General features: G+C 66.6%; 16 protein-coding genes. 10 read left to right on the forward strand and 6 right to left on the reverse strand.

The genetic code is table 11. The annotated features are described in order from the left end of the window. Positions 1 to 51: 51 nt before the first annotated feature. On the forward strand, positions 52 to 684 hold the full coding sequence (locus tag ACHQ4I_RS42390) for a TetR/AcrR family transcriptional regulator (RefSeq protein WP_420777590.1): 633 nt from the start codon (positions 52 to 54) through the stop codon (positions 682 to 684). A 332-nt stretch (positions 685 to 1,016) separates the two neighbouring features. Here the strand turns inward: ACHQ4I_RS42390 and ACHQ4I_RS42395 are convergent, their stop codons facing one another. Then, positions 1,017 to 2,237: a PucR family transcriptional regulator gene (locus tag ACHQ4I_RS42395; RefSeq protein WP_420777742.1), complete on the reverse strand. Its 1,221-nt coding sequence runs from the start codon at positions 2,235 to 2,237 to the stop codon at positions 1,017 to 1,019. 301 nt (positions 2,238 to 2,538) lie between these two features. Here ACHQ4I_RS42395 and ACHQ4I_RS42400 point away from each other — a divergent pair, with 301 nt between their 5' ends. From ACHQ4I_RS42400 to ACHQ4I_RS42425, 6 genes are all read left to right on the forward strand, one after another. Continuing rightward, complete coding sequence (locus ACHQ4I_RS42400; protein ID WP_420777591.1) at positions 2,539 to 2,922, forward strand: hypothetical protein; 384 nt, start codon at positions 2,539 to 2,541, stop codon at positions 2,920 to 2,922. A 96-nt stretch (positions 2,923 to 3,018) separates the two neighbouring features. Continuing rightward, positions 3,019 to 6,426, forward strand: a complete 3,408-nt coding sequence (locus ACHQ4I_RS42405) for a protein kinase domain-containing protein (RefSeq protein ID WP_420777743.1) — start codon at positions 3,019 to 3,021, stop codon at positions 6,424 to 6,426. A gap of 493 nt (positions 6,427 to 6,919) precedes the next feature. After that, positions 6,920 to 7,345, forward strand: coding sequence for a hypothetical protein (locus ACHQ4I_RS42410; protein WP_420777592.1), 426 nt, complete (start codon positions 6,920 to 6,922; stop codon positions 7,343 to 7,345). Continuing rightward, positions 7,342 to 7,641 (forward strand): SH3-like domain-containing protein, encoded by a 300-nt coding sequence (locus ACHQ4I_RS42415; protein WP_420777593.1) that lies wholly within the window; start codon positions 7,342 to 7,344, stop codon positions 7,639 to 7,641. Before ACHQ4I_RS42410 ends, ACHQ4I_RS42415 begins: the two co-directional genes overlap by 4 nt. Further along, a complete protein-coding gene (scnC, locus tag ACHQ4I_RS42420) occupies positions 7,638 to 8,348 on the forward strand; it encodes a thiocyanate hydrolase subunit gamma (RefSeq protein ID WP_420777594.1) in 711 nt (236 codons plus the stop codon). Before ACHQ4I_RS42415 ends, scnC begins: the two co-directional genes overlap by 4 nt. Then, positions 8,345 to 8,674, forward strand: a complete 330-nt coding sequence (locus tag ACHQ4I_RS42425) for a ScnB (protein ID WP_420777595.1) — start codon at positions 8,345 to 8,347, stop codon at positions 8,672 to 8,674. The genes scnC and ACHQ4I_RS42425 overlap by 4 nt, the downstream gene beginning before the upstream one ends. Before the next feature lie 59 nt (positions 8,675 to 8,733). Here the strand turns inward: ACHQ4I_RS42425 and ACHQ4I_RS42430 are convergent, their stop codons facing one another. Together ACHQ4I_RS42430 and ACHQ4I_RS42435 are read right to left on the reverse strand one after the other, a co-directional pair. Further along, positions 8,734 to 9,351 carry a hemerythrin domain-containing protein gene (locus ACHQ4I_RS42430; RefSeq protein WP_420777596.1) on the reverse strand — a complete coding sequence of 206 codons (618 nt, stop codon included), beginning with the start codon at positions 9,349 to 9,351 and terminating at the stop codon, positions 8,734 to 8,736. Positions 9,352 to 9,375: 24 nt separating this feature from the next. Continuing rightward, the gene (locus tag ACHQ4I_RS42435; protein WP_420777597.1) at positions 9,376 to 10,845 is read right to left on the reverse strand and encodes an MFS transporter; all 1,470 of its coding nucleotides are present in this window, start codon (positions 10,843 to 10,845) and stop codon (positions 9,376 to 9,378) included. A 148-nt stretch (positions 10,846 to 10,993) separates the two neighbouring features. On the opposite strand from ACHQ4I_RS42435, the gene ACHQ4I_RS42440 reads away from it, so the two are divergent. Continuing rightward, positions 10,994 to 11,596, forward strand: coding sequence for a TetR/AcrR family transcriptional regulator (locus ACHQ4I_RS42440; RefSeq protein WP_420777598.1), 603 nt, complete (start codon positions 10,994 to 10,996; stop codon positions 11,594 to 11,596). Between the two features lie 219 nt (positions 11,597 to 11,815). On the opposite strand, the gene ACHQ4I_RS42445 is transcribed toward ACHQ4I_RS42440, so the two are convergent. The 3 genes from ACHQ4I_RS42445 to ACHQ4I_RS42455 all read right to left on the reverse strand — a co-directional run bounded on the left by ACHQ4I_RS42445 (position 11,816) and on the right by ACHQ4I_RS42455 (position 16,635). After that, positions 11,816 to 12,472: a hypothetical protein gene (locus ACHQ4I_RS42445; protein ID WP_420777599.1), complete on the reverse strand. Its 657-nt coding sequence runs from the start codon at positions 12,470 to 12,472 to the stop codon at positions 11,816 to 11,818. Between the two features lie 206 nt (positions 12,473 to 12,678). Next, a complete protein-coding gene (locus tag ACHQ4I_RS42450; RefSeq protein WP_420777600.1) occupies positions 12,679 to 12,825 on the reverse strand; it encodes a hypothetical protein in 147 nt (48 codons plus the stop codon). Positions 12,826 to 14,187: 1,362 nt separating this feature from the next. After that, positions 14,188 to 16,635: a hypothetical protein gene (locus tag ACHQ4I_RS42455; protein WP_420777601.1), complete on the reverse strand. Its 2,448-nt coding sequence runs from the start codon at positions 16,633 to 16,635 to the stop codon at positions 14,188 to 14,190. Between the two features lie 465 nt (positions 16,636 to 17,100). On the opposite strand from ACHQ4I_RS42455, the gene ACHQ4I_RS42460 reads away from it, so the two are divergent. Then, positions 17,101 to 17,550, forward strand: a complete 450-nt coding sequence (locus ACHQ4I_RS42460; protein ID WP_420777602.1) for an SRPBCC domain-containing protein — start codon at positions 17,101 to 17,103, stop codon at positions 17,548 to 17,550. Then, positions 17,547 to 17,885, forward strand: a complete 339-nt coding sequence (locus tag ACHQ4I_RS42465) for an ArsR/SmtB family transcription factor (protein ID WP_420777603.1) — start codon at positions 17,547 to 17,549, stop codon at positions 17,883 to 17,885. The genes ACHQ4I_RS42460 and ACHQ4I_RS42465 overlap by 4 nt, the downstream gene beginning before the upstream one ends. The last annotated feature ends 66 nt before the right edge of the window (positions 17,886 to 17,951 follow it).

A 17,951-nucleotide genomic window follows, 5' to 3' on the forward strand; every position in this document is an offset into this window, starting at 1 on the left:
TCCAGAACAAGCCCGCAGGAATCTTCGCACGTCGATTGGTACGGTGACCCCATGGGACGGCCGCGACAGTTCGATGAATCGAATTTGCTCGACGCCGCGATCGAGCAGTTCTGGTCCAAGGGATTCGACGACACATCGGTAGAGGACGTATCGCTCGTCGCCGGTGTCGGCAACGGAAGCATCTACGCCGCATACGGCAGCAAACGCGGATTGTTCCTGGCCGCCTTCGAACGCTACTGCGAGCGCCGGGCCGCCTTCGTTCGCGACACCGTCCTCGCCGCACCGGGTTCCGCGCACTCGGCCGTGCTGGCCCTACTGCGCGCGGTCATCGACGACTGTGCCGCGCAGCCGGGCCGCCGTGGTTGCCTGATGATCAACGGCATCGCCGCCCTCGGTAGCCGGATCCCGGAGGTCGCCGAGCTGGGTGCACGCACCACGGCGGCCATGGAGCAGGGCGTCGCCGAGCGGCTGCGCCGGGCGGCCCCCGCGGGTGACGACGCCGCTGTGTCCGCGCTCAGCGCCCATATCATCGTCGTCGCCCAGGGCCTGATCCAGCTGAGCCGCCTGAACGTTCCGGTACACCGCCTGCACGAGGTCGCCGAAATCTCCCTCGCCGGCCTGCCCCCGACCTGGACCGACCGGATCGACATCACCGCGGACGCCCGAAAGGTGACCTCCCGCTGACGGGTGTCCCGTTTGGATCCGGAACCGCCTTTCCTGTACCAGCTCTCGCCCGAGGAGGGCCGCAAGACGGTCGACGGCGTGCAGGATTCGCCGATCTTCAAACCCGAGATCGACGAGGAGTATCCGCTACGGGGCCATCACCCACGACTTCGTCGTGCTCAACACCCTGCACGACACCAATGCCGCCAAAGCCGCTGTCGCCCAGGCGATCAGCGTTCTCACCATGGCGTTGCACGACTGAACCGTCGTGACGTCGCGGCAGCTCGGCGCGGCGTTCAACCCAGGGCGGCCGGCAGGGCGACCCAGCTGCTCCAGGAACGATGTCGCGGCGGTCAGTCCGAATTCGGCCGCAGTACCGCCGCGCCGTACCAGTGGCAGATCAGCAGCGCCAGCTCGACATCCAACCGGTCGTCGGTGATCGGCCGCCCGCGCCGCGAAACCGCCCGCCCGACCCGGTATTTCACCGAATTGAAATGTAGATCGAGCTCCGCGGCAGCCGCCTTGTAGCTGGATCCAGTGCGCAGGAACACCCGCAGCGTCTCGCGCAGCCGGGCATCGTTGTCGTTGTCGGCGGCCAATTCGCCGAGCACCTCGCCCACCCATTCGCCGACCTCCGCGCGGTCCCCGCCGAGGAGCGCCGCGGTCGACAGCCCCGGATCGCTCGCCGCGATGATCCTCGGTTCCAGGCCCCCGCGGGCGAGCGCGACCGAGCGTGCGCGCAGCGCATGCCGATGGGACCGGCGGAAGCCGGATAACCCCTGGCCCATGCTGCCGATCGCCAGACGCGGTGCGTCCGACCGCTTGCTCGCGAAATCACGGACCTTGGCCACCGCATCGGACTGCTCGGATCGATATGGCAGCCAGGCCCATGCGCTCATCCGGTCTGCCGCACCGAACAGCGGCGCGGCCGCGGTGCCGACCGCCTCGGCGAGCTCACGGACGAAGCGTTGCAGCCGGTCCAGCTCATCACTACTCGCGCCGGTGTCGGGATACCAGAGGATCAGCGCCAGGTGATGCCAACGCAGCGGGTAACGGATGGTTTCGGTCGCGGCATCGATATCGACCGGCCGCCTCCCGGACAGCACCTCACGCACGCGCAGCGCGCGGGCGCTGTTGCGGCTCTCCAGCCACTGCTCGCGCTCGGTCTCGTACACCGCGACGACCTGCATGGTGATCCAGTCGACGTACTCGAACAGCGTGGTGGTGATCGCCTCCGCGACCGTGACGCCAGCGGCGGGCGCGATATCGCTGGCCCGCAATTCGGCGAAGACCAGCTCCGTCATCCGCCGCAGGCCGACCCGATAGGCGCGCACCAGGGCATTGAGCGGAACTCCATGCTGGGCAAGACGTCTGGCGTATTCGACGGCCGCCGTGGGAGCGTTGATCCGCGCGACTGGTATGTCGTGCCGCAGTGCGTGCAGGACGGTGTCGACATTGCCTTCCACGCTGGCGCCGAGCAGTTCGACGGTACGGGCGTCGCCGCGCAATTCGGGGATATCGTCCTCGAGACCGCGCCGGAGGATCGCGCTGATATCCGTCACCCGCTCGTTCATGCGGGCGGCGATCCCCGCGACATAGCGGCTCACATCGACATCACCGTCGCGACGAAAAATCGTCACTCCCCAAACGGTAGTTACTGGGCCGTTGCCGCGCGGGAAATTGCCGGCTTGTTTGCCGGGGACAACACCGTGGCCGTGGTTCGAGCCAGGTGCGGGGTTGATGGCGTGACGATCGACAGGTTCTTTGCTTATGGGGTGGCGGTGCGGGAGCATGGACGGGTGGCGCTGTCAGCGCCACGGTGTCCGCTGAGTGTGCTCCGCGATCTGTTTCCGCCTACGTAGGAGGACGAAGATCATGGTGACTATCCGGAATTACCGACGCCCTGCCGTCATCTCGGCTTTCTTCGCAGCGATCGGGCTGGCCGCTGCTCCCGCGCTCGCCGCCAACACCATCGATGTCACTGGTGTCGGTCCGGCCAACGTCGGGGTCGACTACAGCTGCGATGCCTCGGCCGGCGTGGCCGCTATTCGGGCGATGGTGGGCGATCCCAATGCGGACAGTCCGTCGGCCACCGGCACGCAGAACGCCGTCACATGCGACGGAGCCCAACACACCGCCGTGATCATCCTGGTCGGAACGCCGTTGTCGGCGGGGCAGACGGTACAGGTGCGAGTCGCGCTGGTCGATCGCGACGACACCGTCGTTTCCGGTCAGGCGAAGGTGGCCTCGCTGGGATAGCGGGTGATTGATCCAGTCGCGCAGCCCTCGTGAGCAGCGGTCGCATGCGCACGATGACTAGGATCGTGGGGTCGGGAACCCATAATGAGCGTGCCCATGCCGGAATTCGATCCCACCGCTACCCAGCGTGACCAGCAGATCGGTCTCGCCGCGGAGCTGGCTGCGGCCGGATTCTTCGATGCCGAGGAGATCGGGCGGGGTGGTTTCGGGGTCGTCTACCGCTGCGTCGAACGCTCGCTGGACCGCCTCGTCGCGGTCAAGGTGCTGACCTCGGAATTCCGTGGCGAGGACCGCGAGCGATTCGTGCGCGAACAGCAGGCGCTGGGACGGCTGTCCGGACACCCGAACATCGTGCAGATCCTGCAGGCCGACATCACCTCGACCGGGCAGCCCTTTATCGTCATGCCCTTCCACTCCAGCGGTTCACTGGAGACCCGGCTGCGCACATCGGGGCCGGTCCCCTGGGACGAAGTGCTCTCGATCGGGGAACGGATCGCCGGAGCGCTCGACGCCGCACATGCCGCCGGGACCATCCACCGCGATGTCAAACCGGCGAATATCCTCGTCACCGACTACGGCGAACCGCAGCTGGCCGATTTCGGCATCGCCCGCGTCGGCGGCGGCTTCGAGACGTCGACCGGGCACATCACCGGCACCCCGGCATTCACCGCACCCGAAGTGCTCAGCGGCGCGCAACCGAGTCCGGTCACCGATATCTACAGCCTCGCCGCGACGCTGTTCTGTCTGTTGACCGGGCATGCCGCCTTCGAACGCCGGACCGGTGAGACGGTGATGGCGCAGTTCCTGCGCATGACGACCGAACCGATACCGGACCTGAGCGCTACGGCGATTCCCGCCGAGGCCGTCGCGGCCATCGAATCGGCGATGGCACTGGATCCCGCAGCGCGCCCGGAATCGGCTGCCGCGTACCGGAATCTCCTTCGAGAGGCGCTGCGCCACTGCGGCGTCACCGATACATCCCGGCCATCGGCACAGTCGACCGTGCAGCCCTATATCCCGGTCCGCCCGGTCGCGCGCGAACCCGTCGCGCCGCCTGCGGCGCTGACCAAGTTCCGTCCGCCGACACCACCCCGCGCGCTGGTGGACCGCCCCCGATTGCTGCGACTGCTGCGAGACGGCCAGCAGCGACGACTTACCGTCATCCACGCACCCGCGGGCTTCGGGAAGAGCACCCTGGCCACCCAATGGGCCGGCCTGCTGGAATCCGACGGGGTCCAGGTCGCCTGGCTCACCATCGATACCGATGACAACAACGCGGTCTGGTTCCTGGCGCACCTGATCGAGGCGATCCGCCGCGTCCGACCGGCGCTCGGTAAGGAATTGGGCCAGATCCTCGAGGAACGCGCCACCGACGCCACGCGCTACGTCATCACCACCCTGATCGATGAAATCCACACCGCCGGAGACGCTTTCGCGGTGGTGATCGACGAGTGGCATCAGGTGAGCAATCCCACGGCCCGCGCGACACTGGAATTCCTGCTGGACAATGCCTGCCACCACTTGCGTGTCATCGTCACGAGCCGAAGCACTGCCGGACTTCCCGTCAGTCGCATGCGAGTCCGTGACGAATTGGTCGAAATAGACTCCGAGGACCTGCGATTCGACGAATCGGAGACCAATTCCTTCCTCGTCGAGGTCAATCGGCTCCGACTCGAACCGAAGGACGTCGCCGAGCTGCGCGAATCGACCGAGGGCTGGGCCGCCGCTTTACAGCTCGCATCACTGGAGCTGCGCGATAAGGACAACCCCGCGGACTGGCTCAGGCGGTTGTCCGGACACAGCCAGGCCATCGGCGAATACGTCGCATCGAATGTCCTCGAGACCATAGAGCCCGCCCTACTGGACTTTCTGCTGTCGACCTCGGTGGCCGAGACGATCTGCGGCGACCTCGCCAATGCACTGGCGGGCGTGACGACCGGCCAACAGTTGTTGGAGGAGGTCGAACAACTGGACCTGTTCCTGCGGCGCGTCGACGATGACTCGGGCTGGTTCCGTTATCACCGGCTCTTCGCGGATCTGCTGCGCCGCAGGCTCGCTCGTCAGCATCCCGGTCGGCTCGAGCAATTGCACCACCTCGCCTCGGCATGGTTCCTCGATAACAACATGCTCAACGAGGCCGTCGACCATGCCCTGGCCGCGAACGACGCGACGGGCGCGGTCCAGATCATCGAAGAACGCGGGCACGAACTGCTGGAACGGTCGAGGATGGCCACGCTGGTCGGACTCGTCGCGAAACTGCCACCGGCCTTCGCGAACCTGAACCCCCGCCTGCAAATGCTCGTCGCATGGGCGAATATCGCGCTCCAGCGCCCGAGTCCGGCGCGTACCGCCCTGGACATGGTCGATGCGATGCTCGTCACCGGCACCCCGAGCGAGCAGACCGACGCGCTGCGGGCGGAGGCCGCACTGGCCCGCGCGGCAGCCGGATTCTTCGCCGACCATTACGAGGGGCTGCCGCCGGTGGTCGAGGAGCGTTTGCACGGCGATGTCGACCCCTTCTTCGCCACGACCGCGGCCGCCGTCGCATCGGTATCCGCGCTGTACTGCTTCGATTTCGAGGAGGCGCGCCGCTGGCAACAGTGGGCCATGCCGTATTACCGACATCTCACAGGACCTTTCGGCGTCGTGTACGGGTACAGCCTGGCCGGTATGGCCGCCTACGAGCAGCTCGATATCGCGACGGCCGAGTCCGATCTGCGCGCCGCGCTGGCCCTGGGGCAGACGCTCGGAACCCATTCCCACGGCGCCCGGCTGGCCTCGGCGCTACTCGGCGCACTGCGCTACTCCGTCGGGGATCGCGCGGGCGCGGAGGCGCTGCTCGATGAAAGCGCTGAGCTGGGACCGGAACTATCCGTCGTCGATGTCATCATGGCCGCCTATGGGATCGGGGCGCGGGTCAAGGCGCTGCACGGCGATCTGGATGCGGCCCGAGCGCGCTTGGCCGAAGGTGCCGCGATCGCGGAGAATCTGGCGCTGTCCCGATTGACCGCCCGTATCGTGAACGAACGCGTGCGGATCGGTCTGCCGATCGATGCCGAAGACCGCGACATTCTCGCCCAACTGCCCCCGCACCGCCGCCAGCCGAGCGGATTGGCGACGCTTAACGCGGAACTCCAGCAGGACACGGCAATTCGACTGCTACGCGCCGAACACTCCCCCATGGCAACCGACGAGGCCTGCACGCGCGCCGAACGTCTGGTGCGCGAAATTTCCGTGGACAACCGACCCCTGGCGCTGACATCTGCCGAACTACTCTGGGCGGCAACCCTTTCCGAGGCAGGACGGCTGAACGAGGCGATCGCCGTAGCCACCCCGGCGCTCGTACGCTGCGCCGAGCAGGGTTTGATCCGCTACGTGGCCGACGAGGGCCTGCCTATGCGCCGGATTCTGGAATACCTCTGCGCGAATTCCGAAGCAGCTCCTGAAATTCCGCAAGACTTCCTCCGAAAAGCCTTGGCAGAACCCGGATTCGGAGCATCCTGAGCTGTCAAAGCTCAGCTCCGCGGCGATGGCGCGTTCGACATCCGGTCGAGCAAGGTATCTATCGCCCGGAGGGCGGTCACTGCCATGCGGTCGCCCGGTTGCGCGCCGCCCGCAGTGAGTGTGCAGACGATCTCGATCCAACCATCGATTGTGAGCAGCCGGTCCGGTCGAATGCTTCAGCGAAGTACGGCGCGTCCATGCCTGCGCCCGCTTCGGCGAGATCGTCGAGGCGCCGGATCGAGCCCGCGCCGGATCTGGGACCAGTTCTTCGACCTGGCCCGGCCATGGCGCGGCTGCACCCGCGTCCGAGCAGGTCATGGGGGCTTTCGGCGGAAACCGCGGGCCGTCGTGGCTTCAATAAGACGATCTTGACGTGTAGCCTTGTCAGTCGGATCAATGCAATTGGATAGGGGCTCGCGGCCCCGCAGCCGGGTGTGCGCCGTATGCGATCACCCTGCCGGGGGAACATCGGATCCGTCACTACGGAGACCTCATGAGTTCACCGAACCGATTCGACGAGGTGCAAAGTCGCGTCGCAGATCTCGCTCCGGTTTTCCGCAAACCGCTGGACTCGCCGTACGAGATCTCGAATGAATTGTTTGCCGCGCTCCGACACGTCCTGCACGACGTGGGCGGGCAGCCGGATGTGCCGATCGAGTACCGGGAAAAGGTCGAAGAACCCTGGGAGATGAACACCTACGTCACCTGCGAATGCCTCGGCTGGCGTGGCGTGTGGAATTCCGAGGAACGTCGACGAGCCGAGAACGACCTCGGCGCGACGCTGTACTTCGGCCTGCCCTACTACGCGCGCTGGGCGACCGTCGCCGCGAAGGTTCTGATCAACAAGGGTTTGATCACCCCGGACGAACTGTCGGCGAAATTGGACGAGGTACGCGCACGGATGGAGGCGCGGGAATGACCAGGAAGTACGAGATCGGCGATCGCGTCCGGGTTCGGAACGCGACCTCGATGTTCCACACCCGCACCCAGGCCTACACCCGCGGCCGAACGGGTGTCGTCGTCGAACACCGGCCCGAGTGGGTGATTCCGGAGGACGAGGCGTGGGGACGCGAGGACGGCCGCTTCGAACCGTTCTACGTTGTGCGATTCCGCCAGAAAGATCTGTGGCCCAAATACACCGGCTACGACGTCGACACCCTGGAGACCGAGGTCTCCGAGCGCTGGCTCGAGCCCGCAGAGGAGGATGCCAAGTGAGTCGGACCCACGATCACGGGGGGCACGCGCCGATCCAGACGAGCGCGCAGATCAGCGAGTTCGAGGTCCTGGAGACCGCGATTCGCGAACTCGCCATCGAAAAGGGCCTCTTTTCGCAGGAAGACCACCGGCGGTTCGCCGAATGGGCCGAATCGGTCGGTCCGCACGGCGGATCGAAACTGGTCGCGAAGGCGTGGACGGATCCCGATTTCAAGGCGCGCCTACTCGCCGACGGGACCGAGACGTGCAAAGAGGTCGGCATCGACTGGCGTGACCCGACCGGATCCGGAACGCCGAGCGACTACACCTACTTCTACGTGCTGGAGAACACGCCCGAGGTGCACAACGTGATCGTCTGCACGCTGTGTTCGTGCTACCCGCGCCCGGTTCTCGGCATGTCTCCGGACTGGTACCGCACCCCCAATTACCGTCGGCGCCTTGTGCGTTGGCCCCGTGAAGTGCTCGCCGAATTCGGCCTGCACATTCCGCCCGAGGTCGAGGTCCGGGTGCACGACTCGAACCAGAAGTCCCGGTTCATGGTGATGCCTATGCGCCCGGAGGGCACCGAGGGCTGGACGGAGGAACAACTGGCCGCCATCGTCACCAGGGACACCATGATCGGCGTGGCGGTGCCGCAGGTCGACTGGACCGCGCAGGCGCCACCGGACCAGGTCGAGGCCGCCACGGAACGGAGCGGGCAAAAGTGAAAGACACTCCTTACGAAGTCCTGCTGCACACATTGGATCCCGAATCGCGGCGCGAGCGCGCACTCCCCGAACTCGATCGCAAGCCCGACCCATGGGAATCGAGCATGCAGGCGACGTGCGAATGCCTGTCCTGGCGCGGCACTTTGGACAACCTGGACCGCCGCCATGCCGAGGATGAGCTCGGTGAGACGATCTACCGCGACTTTCCGGTACGGACCCGATCGGTCGTCGTGACGGCCCACACGCTGATGGATCGCGGGTTGATCATCCCGGAGGAGTTGCGTGCGCGAATGGACGCGGTTCGGGCGCGGTTCAATCGGGAGTAGCCGCACGAGACCACAACGGACCGGAGGGCGGTTGCAAGCCGTCCTCCGGTCGTGCGCGGTCAGTGGGACAGCGTTGCCGGGTGGAGTCCGCGGCGATATCGGGGTTGCCACACGGTGCGGTAGACCAGGCGCAGCGGTGCGGGCAGCAGTCCGAGCGCATGGCGGGTTTCGGTGTCCGATGCGCCGTCGAGCAGCCACGGGAAAACCCGTGCGGCTCCGGCGATTCCGACCTGTCGGCGTTGGGCGGCGGCGAAGGAATTCCATTCCCGCGCGCTGAGCGCCTGCTCGATCAGGGGTAGCGCGGCGGACTCCTCGTGGTCGAGGTGGGCGGCGAGTGTTTCGGAGAGTTGTGCGAGCAGGGCGGGGAGTTCAGTGGAAAATGATTGCGCCAGTGCGGTTTCTATCTTCTCGACGAGAGGATCCAGGCGCGCGTGTTCCTCGGTCATATCGGTCAGCAGCGTCGTCCGGGTGCCGAGTTTCGCCTCGAGGAGGGGCCACAGGGTCTGATCCTCGGCCGTGTGATGGATGTTCAGATAGGTGCTGAACGTGTGCCAGCGGGTGCGCAGGGTGTCGAGCGCGACGGGGTCCTCGGCGGTGACGAGTTCGCTCATCGCGGCCAGGTCATGCCGAAATGCGTTGTGCACCAGGATCATCATGGTGACGTCGGGAGAGTTCATCTGCTGGTCCTCGGGTGGTTGGTGTCAGGCGATGGCGGCGGTGGAATTGTCGGAAACCTCGCGGATTGCGACGACCGCGACGGCGCATGCCACGACCACGGTCGCGGCGGCGATCAGATAAGCGACGCCGTATCCGTGGGCGAGTGCGTCACCGAAAATGTGCGGGTCGGCCGGAAAGTCTTGTGCCGCAGGTCCGCCGACGCGGTGCCGGGTAACGGTGGCGGCAATCGTGCCGAACACCGCCAGGCCCAGGCTGCCGCCGACCTGCTGGCAGGTGTTGAGCACCGCCGAGGCGATCCCCGCCGTGTCGTGGTCGGTCCGCACCACCGCGGCCAAGGTCAACGGAACGAAGCACAGCCCGACTCCGATACCGGCCAGCGCGAGCGGCCCGGCCAGGTCGCGGACGAAGGTGGCGTCGGCGTCGAGCAGCGATAGCCACCACAAACCCGCCGTCAGCGCGAGCGCGCCTGCCGAGAGGGCCGGACGCGGACCGAACCTGCTCACCATCGGACCAGCGGCCGCCGAACTGGCACCGGCGCCGACGGCGAAGACTAGGAAGCCGAAACCTGTTCGCAGCGCGCTGTATTCGAGCACGATCTGCATGAACAAGGTCAAGAAGTAGAACACGGTGACCGTCGCGGCGCCGATCACCAGCATGGCCGCGTACGCACCGGCGCGGTTGCGGTCGGCCCAGATACCCAGCGGCATCAGCGGCATCCGCCCGCGCGCCTCCAGCAATACGAAGACCAGCAGAGTTACGCCGCCGACGAGCAACGGGACGACCGTGCCCGGCGCGCCCCAGGAGTCCGATGCGGCGTGCATCAGCCCGTACACCACCAGCCCGATTCCCGCGGTCGCCATGACGGCTCCCGCGATATCGATACGGCCGGTCGCCGCACTGGACCTGCCGAAGGCGCGCGGAGCCAATGCCGCGGCGACCACACCGATCGGCACATTGACGAAAAGCACCCAGCGCCAGCTCAATCCGGTGGTCAGCACCCCGCCGAGGACATTGCCGAGGGCCCCACCCGCCCCCGACATGGCCGCGTAGACAGCCATGGCGCGATTGCGTTCGGCGCCCTCGGCGAAGGTGGCCGCGATCAAGGCCAATGCCGCGGGCGCGACCAGCGCCCCCGCGACGCCCTGTGCGACGCGGGCGGCGATCAGCCAGCCCGACCCCGGGGCCAGCCCACCGGCCAGCGAGGCGGCCACCAGCAGCACCAGCCCCGCGACCAGCATGCGCCGTCGGCCGTAGACATCGGCGAGGCGTCCGCCCAGCAAGAGCAACCCGCCGAACGCGAGCGCATACGCGTTGACCACCCATTCCAGGGCGGTCGGGGAGAACCCCAGATCCCGCTGGATCGACGGCAGCGCCACATTCACGATCGACACATCCAGGACCACCGTGAGCTGCGCGGCCGCGATCACGGCTAACGCCAAGGACTTACCGCCGGACACTGCCACCGGCTTGCCCGCGATCGTCTGGGTGCTCATCGCGCCACCCGCCGCACTCGACTGTTCGGAAACACCGCACACCTCCGCGGTTGTGGAACACCTTGTTCTAAAGATATGGAACATGATGCCCCACAGACTGATGTGGTGCAAGATGTACCGAAAGCGACTCGACGAACGGAGTGACGCGGTGAACGACGATCGGCGACCGGGCGGAAGTCTTGGCCGCGGACCGGATCCACGCGTGCTGCGCAGCCGGGAAGCCGCTCTGGCGGCGGCCCGGGAATTGCTGATCGAGCAGGGCTGGAGCGGCGTCACCCATGTGGCGGTGGCGGCCCGCAGCGGCATCGGCCGAACCACGCTGTATCGGCATTGGCCCGAGGTGACGGGTCTGCTGTACGACGCGATCGCCGAGCGCATGGACCAGGTGCGGCCCACGCCCACCGGCGACCTGCGCACCGACCTCGGCAATGAGCTCAACGGCCTGCGAACGCTGCTGCACGAACCGGTCGGCGAACTCGGCATGCGCGCGGTCATCGATCGCGCCCCGTTCGACCCGGCCTTCGGACGGCTGAAGCAGGCGCTCTACGCGGCCGGTTCAGCAGGCTTCCGCACCATTCTCGACACCGCTCGAACCCGTGGCGATCTGGACCCCGAGGCCGATATCGCGGTGGTCATCGACCAACTGGCAGGTCCGCTCATCTTCCGAAAGCTCCTGGCGGGCAGAGATATCGACCCCGCATACGTCGATACCATCGTGGATGGCGTCTGCACGCTCTATGCCATCCGCTGAGAGTTCTTGCCGCACAAGACATCCGCTACGATGCTGCCGCTTCAGCCGGAGGGCACCCGCATCGATCCTGGTGACGAGCAGCACCGCCGGACCCGCAACCGCAGCGATGACGCCGAGCCCGACCGTCGTGGGCACGAACCGGTGCACCGCCAGCCCGTTGGGGATTCGCCGAAATTAGGTTGGTGGCTTCGGGCGAAGCTGGACGGTGCGGGGCGCCGGTTATGCCGAAAGGTCGGTGGTTTCGGCTCCCGCCATCTTTACCAGGATGTCGTGCAATGCTTTTGCCAGCTCGCCCGCGCGATCGCCGTGCAGTGCGACTTCGGTGAAAGCATCGATCAACGCGGGGCCCGGGTCCAGCGGACTGTAAGCGAGATCGCTGCTGCCACGCAGGGATTCGTTGATCAACCTGCGTTGCGCCTCCTGGCGCGCACGGAAGTCGCCCGCGATTTCGAGGGCACAGCCGAATTGGCGAACGACCGCCGCGTACACCGGGCGATCGGCGGATCGACGTCTGCGCAGCCACTTTCGCGGTGGCGCATTGCCGGTCTGCGGGACCAGCCTCGCCAATGTGGGCCCATGGAGAACCATCCAGATCGCCCGGGACTCCGATCGCGGCGCCTGCGAGGACGGCCCGCACACAGCCCGCGCGGACGCGTCACCATCCGAATCGGTGATCTCGATGCCGCGCAACGCAATCGGGTACCTGGTGAGCATGTCGTCAATGGCCGCGGCGATCTCCCGCACGGCATAGGTATCGACGCCCGCCACGTCGAATCCGGCGATCTCCAGATCATGCCGAACCGCCATCTCCGCGGCGATCGTATGCGCCGCAGGATCGATGGCATACGTCGGCGAACGCACAACTTCGCCGTCCACAGTTACCTGCACCCCCTCGCCCTCCCGAACCTCAGCCTGCGGACGCGGCATCCTCGCAGCACAGGCAAAGGACGGCAGCGACTCTCCCCGTGCACCGTCAGGATTCGGACCGACCACCGCAGATCCCGGCACCTCGGGCTGCCGACGAACCCCCGGCCCGGCGACCTCGCCCAGCGGACGACCCATCCCAAGTCCGGCAAGATCGCTTAGCGGACGAGCCGCCGCTGGTCCCGCAACATCACCCAGCGAACCACCCACTGCCGGGCCAGCATCACCACCCAGCGCACGACCCACTGCTGGCCCCACAACATCACCCAGCGCACGACCCACTGCCGGTCCAGTAGCGTCACCACACCCGGGGATCGCAGTGGATTCTGGAGCGGGGGCAAAGGATTGCGATCGCCGCGAGTCTCGCTGGACGTTGTCAGGATTCGGGCCGACCGCCGCAGGTCCGGGTACGTAGACCTGCGGACGTAGCACCCCCGGTTCAGCAACATCGCCCAGCGCACGAGCAACTGCCGATCCAGCGATATCGCTCAGCGGAGCTGGCCCCGCGACGTCGCCCGACAGACGACCCACCTCTGGCCCCGCAACATCACTCAACGAACGACCCGCTGCTGACCCCGCGACAGTACCCAGCGCACGATCCACCTCTGGCCCAGCGACATCGCCCGACGCAGGACCTGCTGCTGACCCCGCAACATCGCCCGACGGACGACCCACCTCTGGCCCCGCAACATCACTCAACGAACGACCCGCTGCTGATCCCGCGACAGTGCCCGGCGGACGACCCGCTGCCGGTCCCGTATCGGCGGCCGGGCGGATCGCAGTGGGTTCCAGACCGGAAGGGACAGACTTCGACGACGGCGACTCTCGCTGGGCGTTGTCAGGATTCGGGATGACCGTCGCGGGTCCCGGCACGGACTGTCGACGAACCGATCCCGGTGCGGTGATATCGCTCAGCGGACGAGCTGCCGGTCCCGCGACATCGCTCCTCGAGCGAGCCGTTGCTGGTCCCGCGACATCGACCAGCGGGGGACGCGGTGCCGATTCCGCGACGCTCGGCGGACGACTCGCTGACGGTCCAATTGCGTTGCCACCCGGGGGGATCACGGTGGTTTGCGCTGGCTGATGGACTACCGGTGACGGTGGCGCGACGGGTGGGTCGGCTTTTGGGGCAACGGGTATGGGCAGTCGGGGTGATGTGGTGGACGTCTGTGGGTGTGCGCGGATGGTGCGTTGTGTCCATGGGGTCTGCGATTCTCGACGGGACCATGGGGTTGGCCGGGGCTTGCGCGCGGAGGTTTCGAGCTGCGGTGGTCGCGGTGCCGCGGTGGCCGGAATTTCGGCCGTGATCAAGGGGGCGGGGTTCGGGGAGCTGTCGGAATGCGCTTCCGCCGAGGCGATGACGGCCTTCAGGTCGGTGACCGCTCTAGTGGCCTCGAGGATGAGGTGTTCGAGACTGGTGACCATCGTGCGCAGTTCGCCGAGGTCGATTCGCGATCGCTGACTCACCGCGCTCTCCTGCTCGTCGTACCGCGGTCAGGTGATGCCGGGTGTGCTGACCTGTAACCACATTCCGAGTTCCACCGCCCCGAGGACGAACAGTGGCACAGTCAATTTTCACCCAGGTCGCAAAACTCCCGAGACTGGGAAGTCGACATCTGGCCGGTGCGGCGACTGGTCGGGCGCGCTGCCGACCAGCCGCGCCGAACCTAGTTCAGCCGACGGCGGACATCGCGCATCGGCGGAGCCCAACCCGGCCGCGGCGGACTGTTCGGAGCCGGGGGCGTCGGGGTGTTCGTCGTTGTTCGCCTGGCTCCGCTCAATGCTTGATCGGTGACGGTCGTATCGGAGATGTGGCCACGGGCCACTCGGAGCAGCTGTTGGTTCGTCGGATCGAGCAATACCTCGTTGACACTGTCCAGGACACGGTCCGCTTGCCTGCTTCCGATCGCCCCCATCATGCGCTGGGCGGCGAGCTGATCCTGTTCGAATCGGGTACCGACCAGTGCGCCCGTTGCGGTGCCACCACTGGCCACTCGTTGGAGATCCTGGACCACCTCCGCCGTAGGCGCGTTCAAGTAGTTCCTGACGAATTGCTCCTCCAGCCCGTTGGGGCGGCCCTCATCGAGGGTGACGCCGGCGGGGACCGAGCGCCGGTACCGGAACGCGGCGGCCTGCAAAGTGGCGAGATCCGCCGCGACTTCACCGGGATCACTCCCGCCGGCGATGAGGCGAAGCGAGGAGTCCTGGACGCGTTGGACCGCGGCGACCACGTGGCCGAGATGGTTGTTGGCGAGCGTCCAGTCCTTGGAGTTGCCATCGACGATCGACCACGAGCGAATCGCGTTGAAGATGATGTCCTGGTCGGTGAATCCGGCGGCGATCAGCGCGGCCGGTGCATCGGCCATCTTTCCGCCGATATCGTCCAAACCCTGCAGCGCCGCGGCCGCGCCTCGGACGGTGTTGATGCCGCCGCCCGGTGCCGCGATCGCGGCCTCCCTGGCAGCCCTCGCGAATATCGGCCGGTGCATATACGACTGGGCGTATGAGCCCTCGGGGCCACCGACTCCCGGTGCGCTCCAGAATCCCCACTGCCCCAACTGCGACGCCCGCTCCATGCGGGCGAACGGCCGCAGCGGCGTGCGGGTCCGGCCGAACAACCATTCGGTCGCCGGCGAATTGCTGACGGTACTGACCGCGGCGAGCATCGGCAGCAGACTCGAACGCGGGAGGGAATGCCGCGCCCCGGCCGTTCCCATACCCAGCGCACTCGCGCCGCCCGAACTCCGTGCGCCACTTCCCTGAACGGCCAGCGCGAACCGATTCGCGATCCACTCGTTGCCGCGGTCCAGTCCGGCGCTGAGCCGTTTGAGCTGGAAGATCGCTACGATCTCGACAATCGCACCGATGATGAACACCACCATGACCTCATCGCCAGCGAGCGTGAAGAGGTCCCGCAAGATCAGGACGTACACGCCGAGAAAGATGGTGTAGGCCGTCATGCGCGCGGCGGCGACGAAGCCGTCGACGATATTGCGGATCAGAAACGTCTGCGTCGGCCCGTATACGAACCCGCCAGCGGCGAAGCCGAAGATCGACATCAAGCCGTGGTAGATCGTGTCGAGTGCCGCCCGGATCACCTTGATCGCCAGCACGGCCCCGAAGGCGAGCAGGATCGCCCCGGCCAGCAGCAATAACAGGCCGGTCCCGATCTGTTCGAAATTCGGATTGTCCATCGCTTCCCGGGCGGCGCTGTCTCCGCAACCGCCGATCCCCCGTTTGACCCGGTCCTCGCTGCGGGCCGCGACGCCCGACGACCACGCGGCGCGGCACGCCGACTGGTCGTCGACCACGTGCCCGAAGTTCCACACCTGTAATGGGCGACGGGCGAAATTGTCGGTCAAGGTGCCCTGCATGGTCGCGACCATCCGGGACGGGTCGACGCCATTGTCGCCGTTCAACCCGGCCGCGACGGAAATGCCGAGATCGCGGCCCTGTGCCAGCAAACCGTCCGACGAGAGCACATCGGCCAGCGGTTCGGCGAGGAATACCGGACCGAGCAGGCCGACCATGAGCATCGTCACCGCTTGCAGATATGCCTTGACGTAGAACCCGCGCACGACGAACCAGGCGACACAGAACGCGCCGATCGTCGCCGCGGTCACCAGCATTATCGGCGTCGCGATCTGCCCGGTCAGGCTGTGCGCCACACCGAGCAGCGCCTTGGCGAAGATATTCAGCCACTGGAAGCTCAAGGCGTAGCCGATCAGCCAGATCGCGGTGATCACAATGATTTTCCAGCCCGCGAACTCCAGACCGAGCACCAGCGATATCGCCGTATCACCCGGATTCAGCACGCCGCCGTGGTCGGTGGCGAATACGTAGCTGGCCGCCTCGACCCCCGACGAATCGGTGACATGGGTCCAGCCGAGTGCACTGCCCACCGACGATCCGGCCGTCCGGGTGCCGGCTTCGGCCGCCGCCGCGTCCGCGGTGCCCAGCAGACCAGGAAAGACGAACAGCGCGAAGACGCCGAGCAGGACCGATACCGTCCAGCGCCGTCGCCGGGTCGCGCGGACCCACGCACGGCAGCGCCACACCACCGCAGGCAGTCGCCAGCGGGCCGGATCCCAGTGATCCGATCTCCAGTTGTTCACCACCACAACCTGATTCGTTTCCGCGCACCCATATACGGGCGCGGCAAGGGGAGGATGAGCGTCGAAGCGGGTAATCCTCGGGGCTGCTCGACAGTCCCCGGAAACGACCCACGTACGCTAACGGCGCGGCGTGAACGACCGCCCTCCGATCAGTGAACAGTGCGCTGCGAAAAGTTAAGAGCGCGTTGAGCTTTCGTCTCGGTCGCGACCGCAGGGTGGCCCGATGAGCGACCACCGGCATCGGAATCCGGGGTCGATTCGATCCGGTTTCAGTTGATGCCGCACACCATCGGATGGTGGTTGTGCATGGAAGGGGCGCGACCAGGCAACGCAACGAACCGTATCGGCCTCCGGTCGCACATGACAGCGCCCGCGATGCACACGGTTGCGCAACAAGATGTTGCGCGTTTCCGATGCTCGTGGCAGAGTAATGCGCAACAGATGGTTGCCTATTGGAGGTCTGGAGTGGAGTTCGGAAAACTGGAGCGCGAGATCCGCATCGACGCGACACCGGAGATCGTTTTCGATGTGGTGAGTCGTCCCGAGCACATCAAGATGTGGTGGTCCGATGACGCGTCGTTCGAGCCGGTGCCGGGCGAAGTCGGCGAGCTGGTGTTCGGCGACCGCGCCGAGGTTGCCGCGATCACGGTGGTCGAGGTGGATCCGCCCCGCAAGTTCGCGTTCCGATGGGTCGCCCCTGATGGTCAGCGGCCCGATGCGGACAACTCTCTGCTGGTCACCTTCGAGCTAGAGCCCTCCGGTGACGGCACGATTCTGCGCCTGACCGAGACCGGCTGGCGGGAGAAGGGGTGGGAAGCCGCGGTGCTCGAGGAGGCCTTTCACGACCACGAGCGCGGCTGGGACATGTTCCTGCCCAGACTGCGGACTTACGCGCCTTCCGTGGTGGCGCGATGACCGTCGCCATCGACGACGAGCTCTGGTCGGCGATCGGCGACCCGATCAGGCGCCGCCTGCTCGACCTGCTGCTCGCCGAAGGTGTCGGTACGCCGACCAGCCTGAGCGATCGTCTCCCGATTTCGCGCCAGGCGGTCACCAAACACCTGGGCGTCCTCGACCGCGCCGGCCTCGTGCATGCGACGCCGATCGGCCGCGAGCGGCGCTATGAAGTCGATGAGGCGCAGCTCTCGCGCGCGGTCCGACAACTGAATGAAGTCGGCAAGACCTGGGATTCGCGCCTGAACCGCATCAAGCGCATCGCAGAACAGATCCAGCGTCAGCACCACGGCTGACCGACAGGTTGCTGGAAGAGATCTCTGGCGACGTCCTCGACCGATGTCGGCGCGCTGTCGACGTAG

The sequence above is a fragment of the Nocardia nepalensis genome, assembly GCF_048910785.1.
Classification (GTDB): Bacteria; Actinomycetota; Actinomycetes; order Mycobacteriales; family Mycobacteriaceae; genus Nocardia; species Nocardia nepalensis.

What these genes read in the sequence shown, in the direction of transcription:
- ACHQ4I_RS42400 (WP_420777591.1), top strand. Translation starts at nt 2,539, where the DNA reads ATGGTGACTATCCGGAATTACCGACGCCCTGCCGTCATCTCGGCTTTC.
- ACHQ4I_RS42410 (WP_420777592.1), top strand. Translation starts at nt 6,920, where the DNA reads ATGAGTTCACCGAACCGATTCGACGAGGTGCAAAGTCGCGTCGCAGAT.
- ACHQ4I_RS42430 (WP_420777596.1), bottom strand. Translation starts at nt 9,351, where the DNA reads ATGAACTCTCCCGACGTCACCATGATGATCCTGGTGCACAACGCATTT.
- ACHQ4I_RS42435 (WP_420777597.1), bottom strand. Translation starts at nt 10,845, where the DNA reads ATGAGCACCCAGACGATCGCGGGCAAGCCGGTGGCAGTGTCCGGCGGT.
- ACHQ4I_RS42415 (WP_420777593.1), top strand. Translation starts at nt 7,342, where the DNA reads ATGACCAGGAAGTACGAGATCGGCGATCGCGTCCGGGTTCGGAACGCG.
- ACHQ4I_RS42390 (WP_420777590.1), top strand. Translation starts at nt 52, where the DNA reads ATGGGACGGCCGCGACAGTTCGATGAATCGAATTTGCTCGACGCCGCG.
- ACHQ4I_RS42395 (WP_420777742.1), bottom strand. Translation starts at nt 2,237, where the DNA reads ATGAACGAGCGGGTGACGGATATCAGCGCGATCCTCCGGCGCGGTCTC.
- ACHQ4I_RS42465 (WP_420777603.1), top strand. Translation starts at nt 17,547, where the DNA reads ATGACCGTCGCCATCGACGACGAGCTCTGGTCGGCGATCGGCGACCCG.
- ACHQ4I_RS42405 (WP_420777743.1), top strand. Translation starts at nt 3,019, where the DNA reads ATGCCGGAATTCGATCCCACCGCTACCCAGCGTGACCAGCAGATCGGT.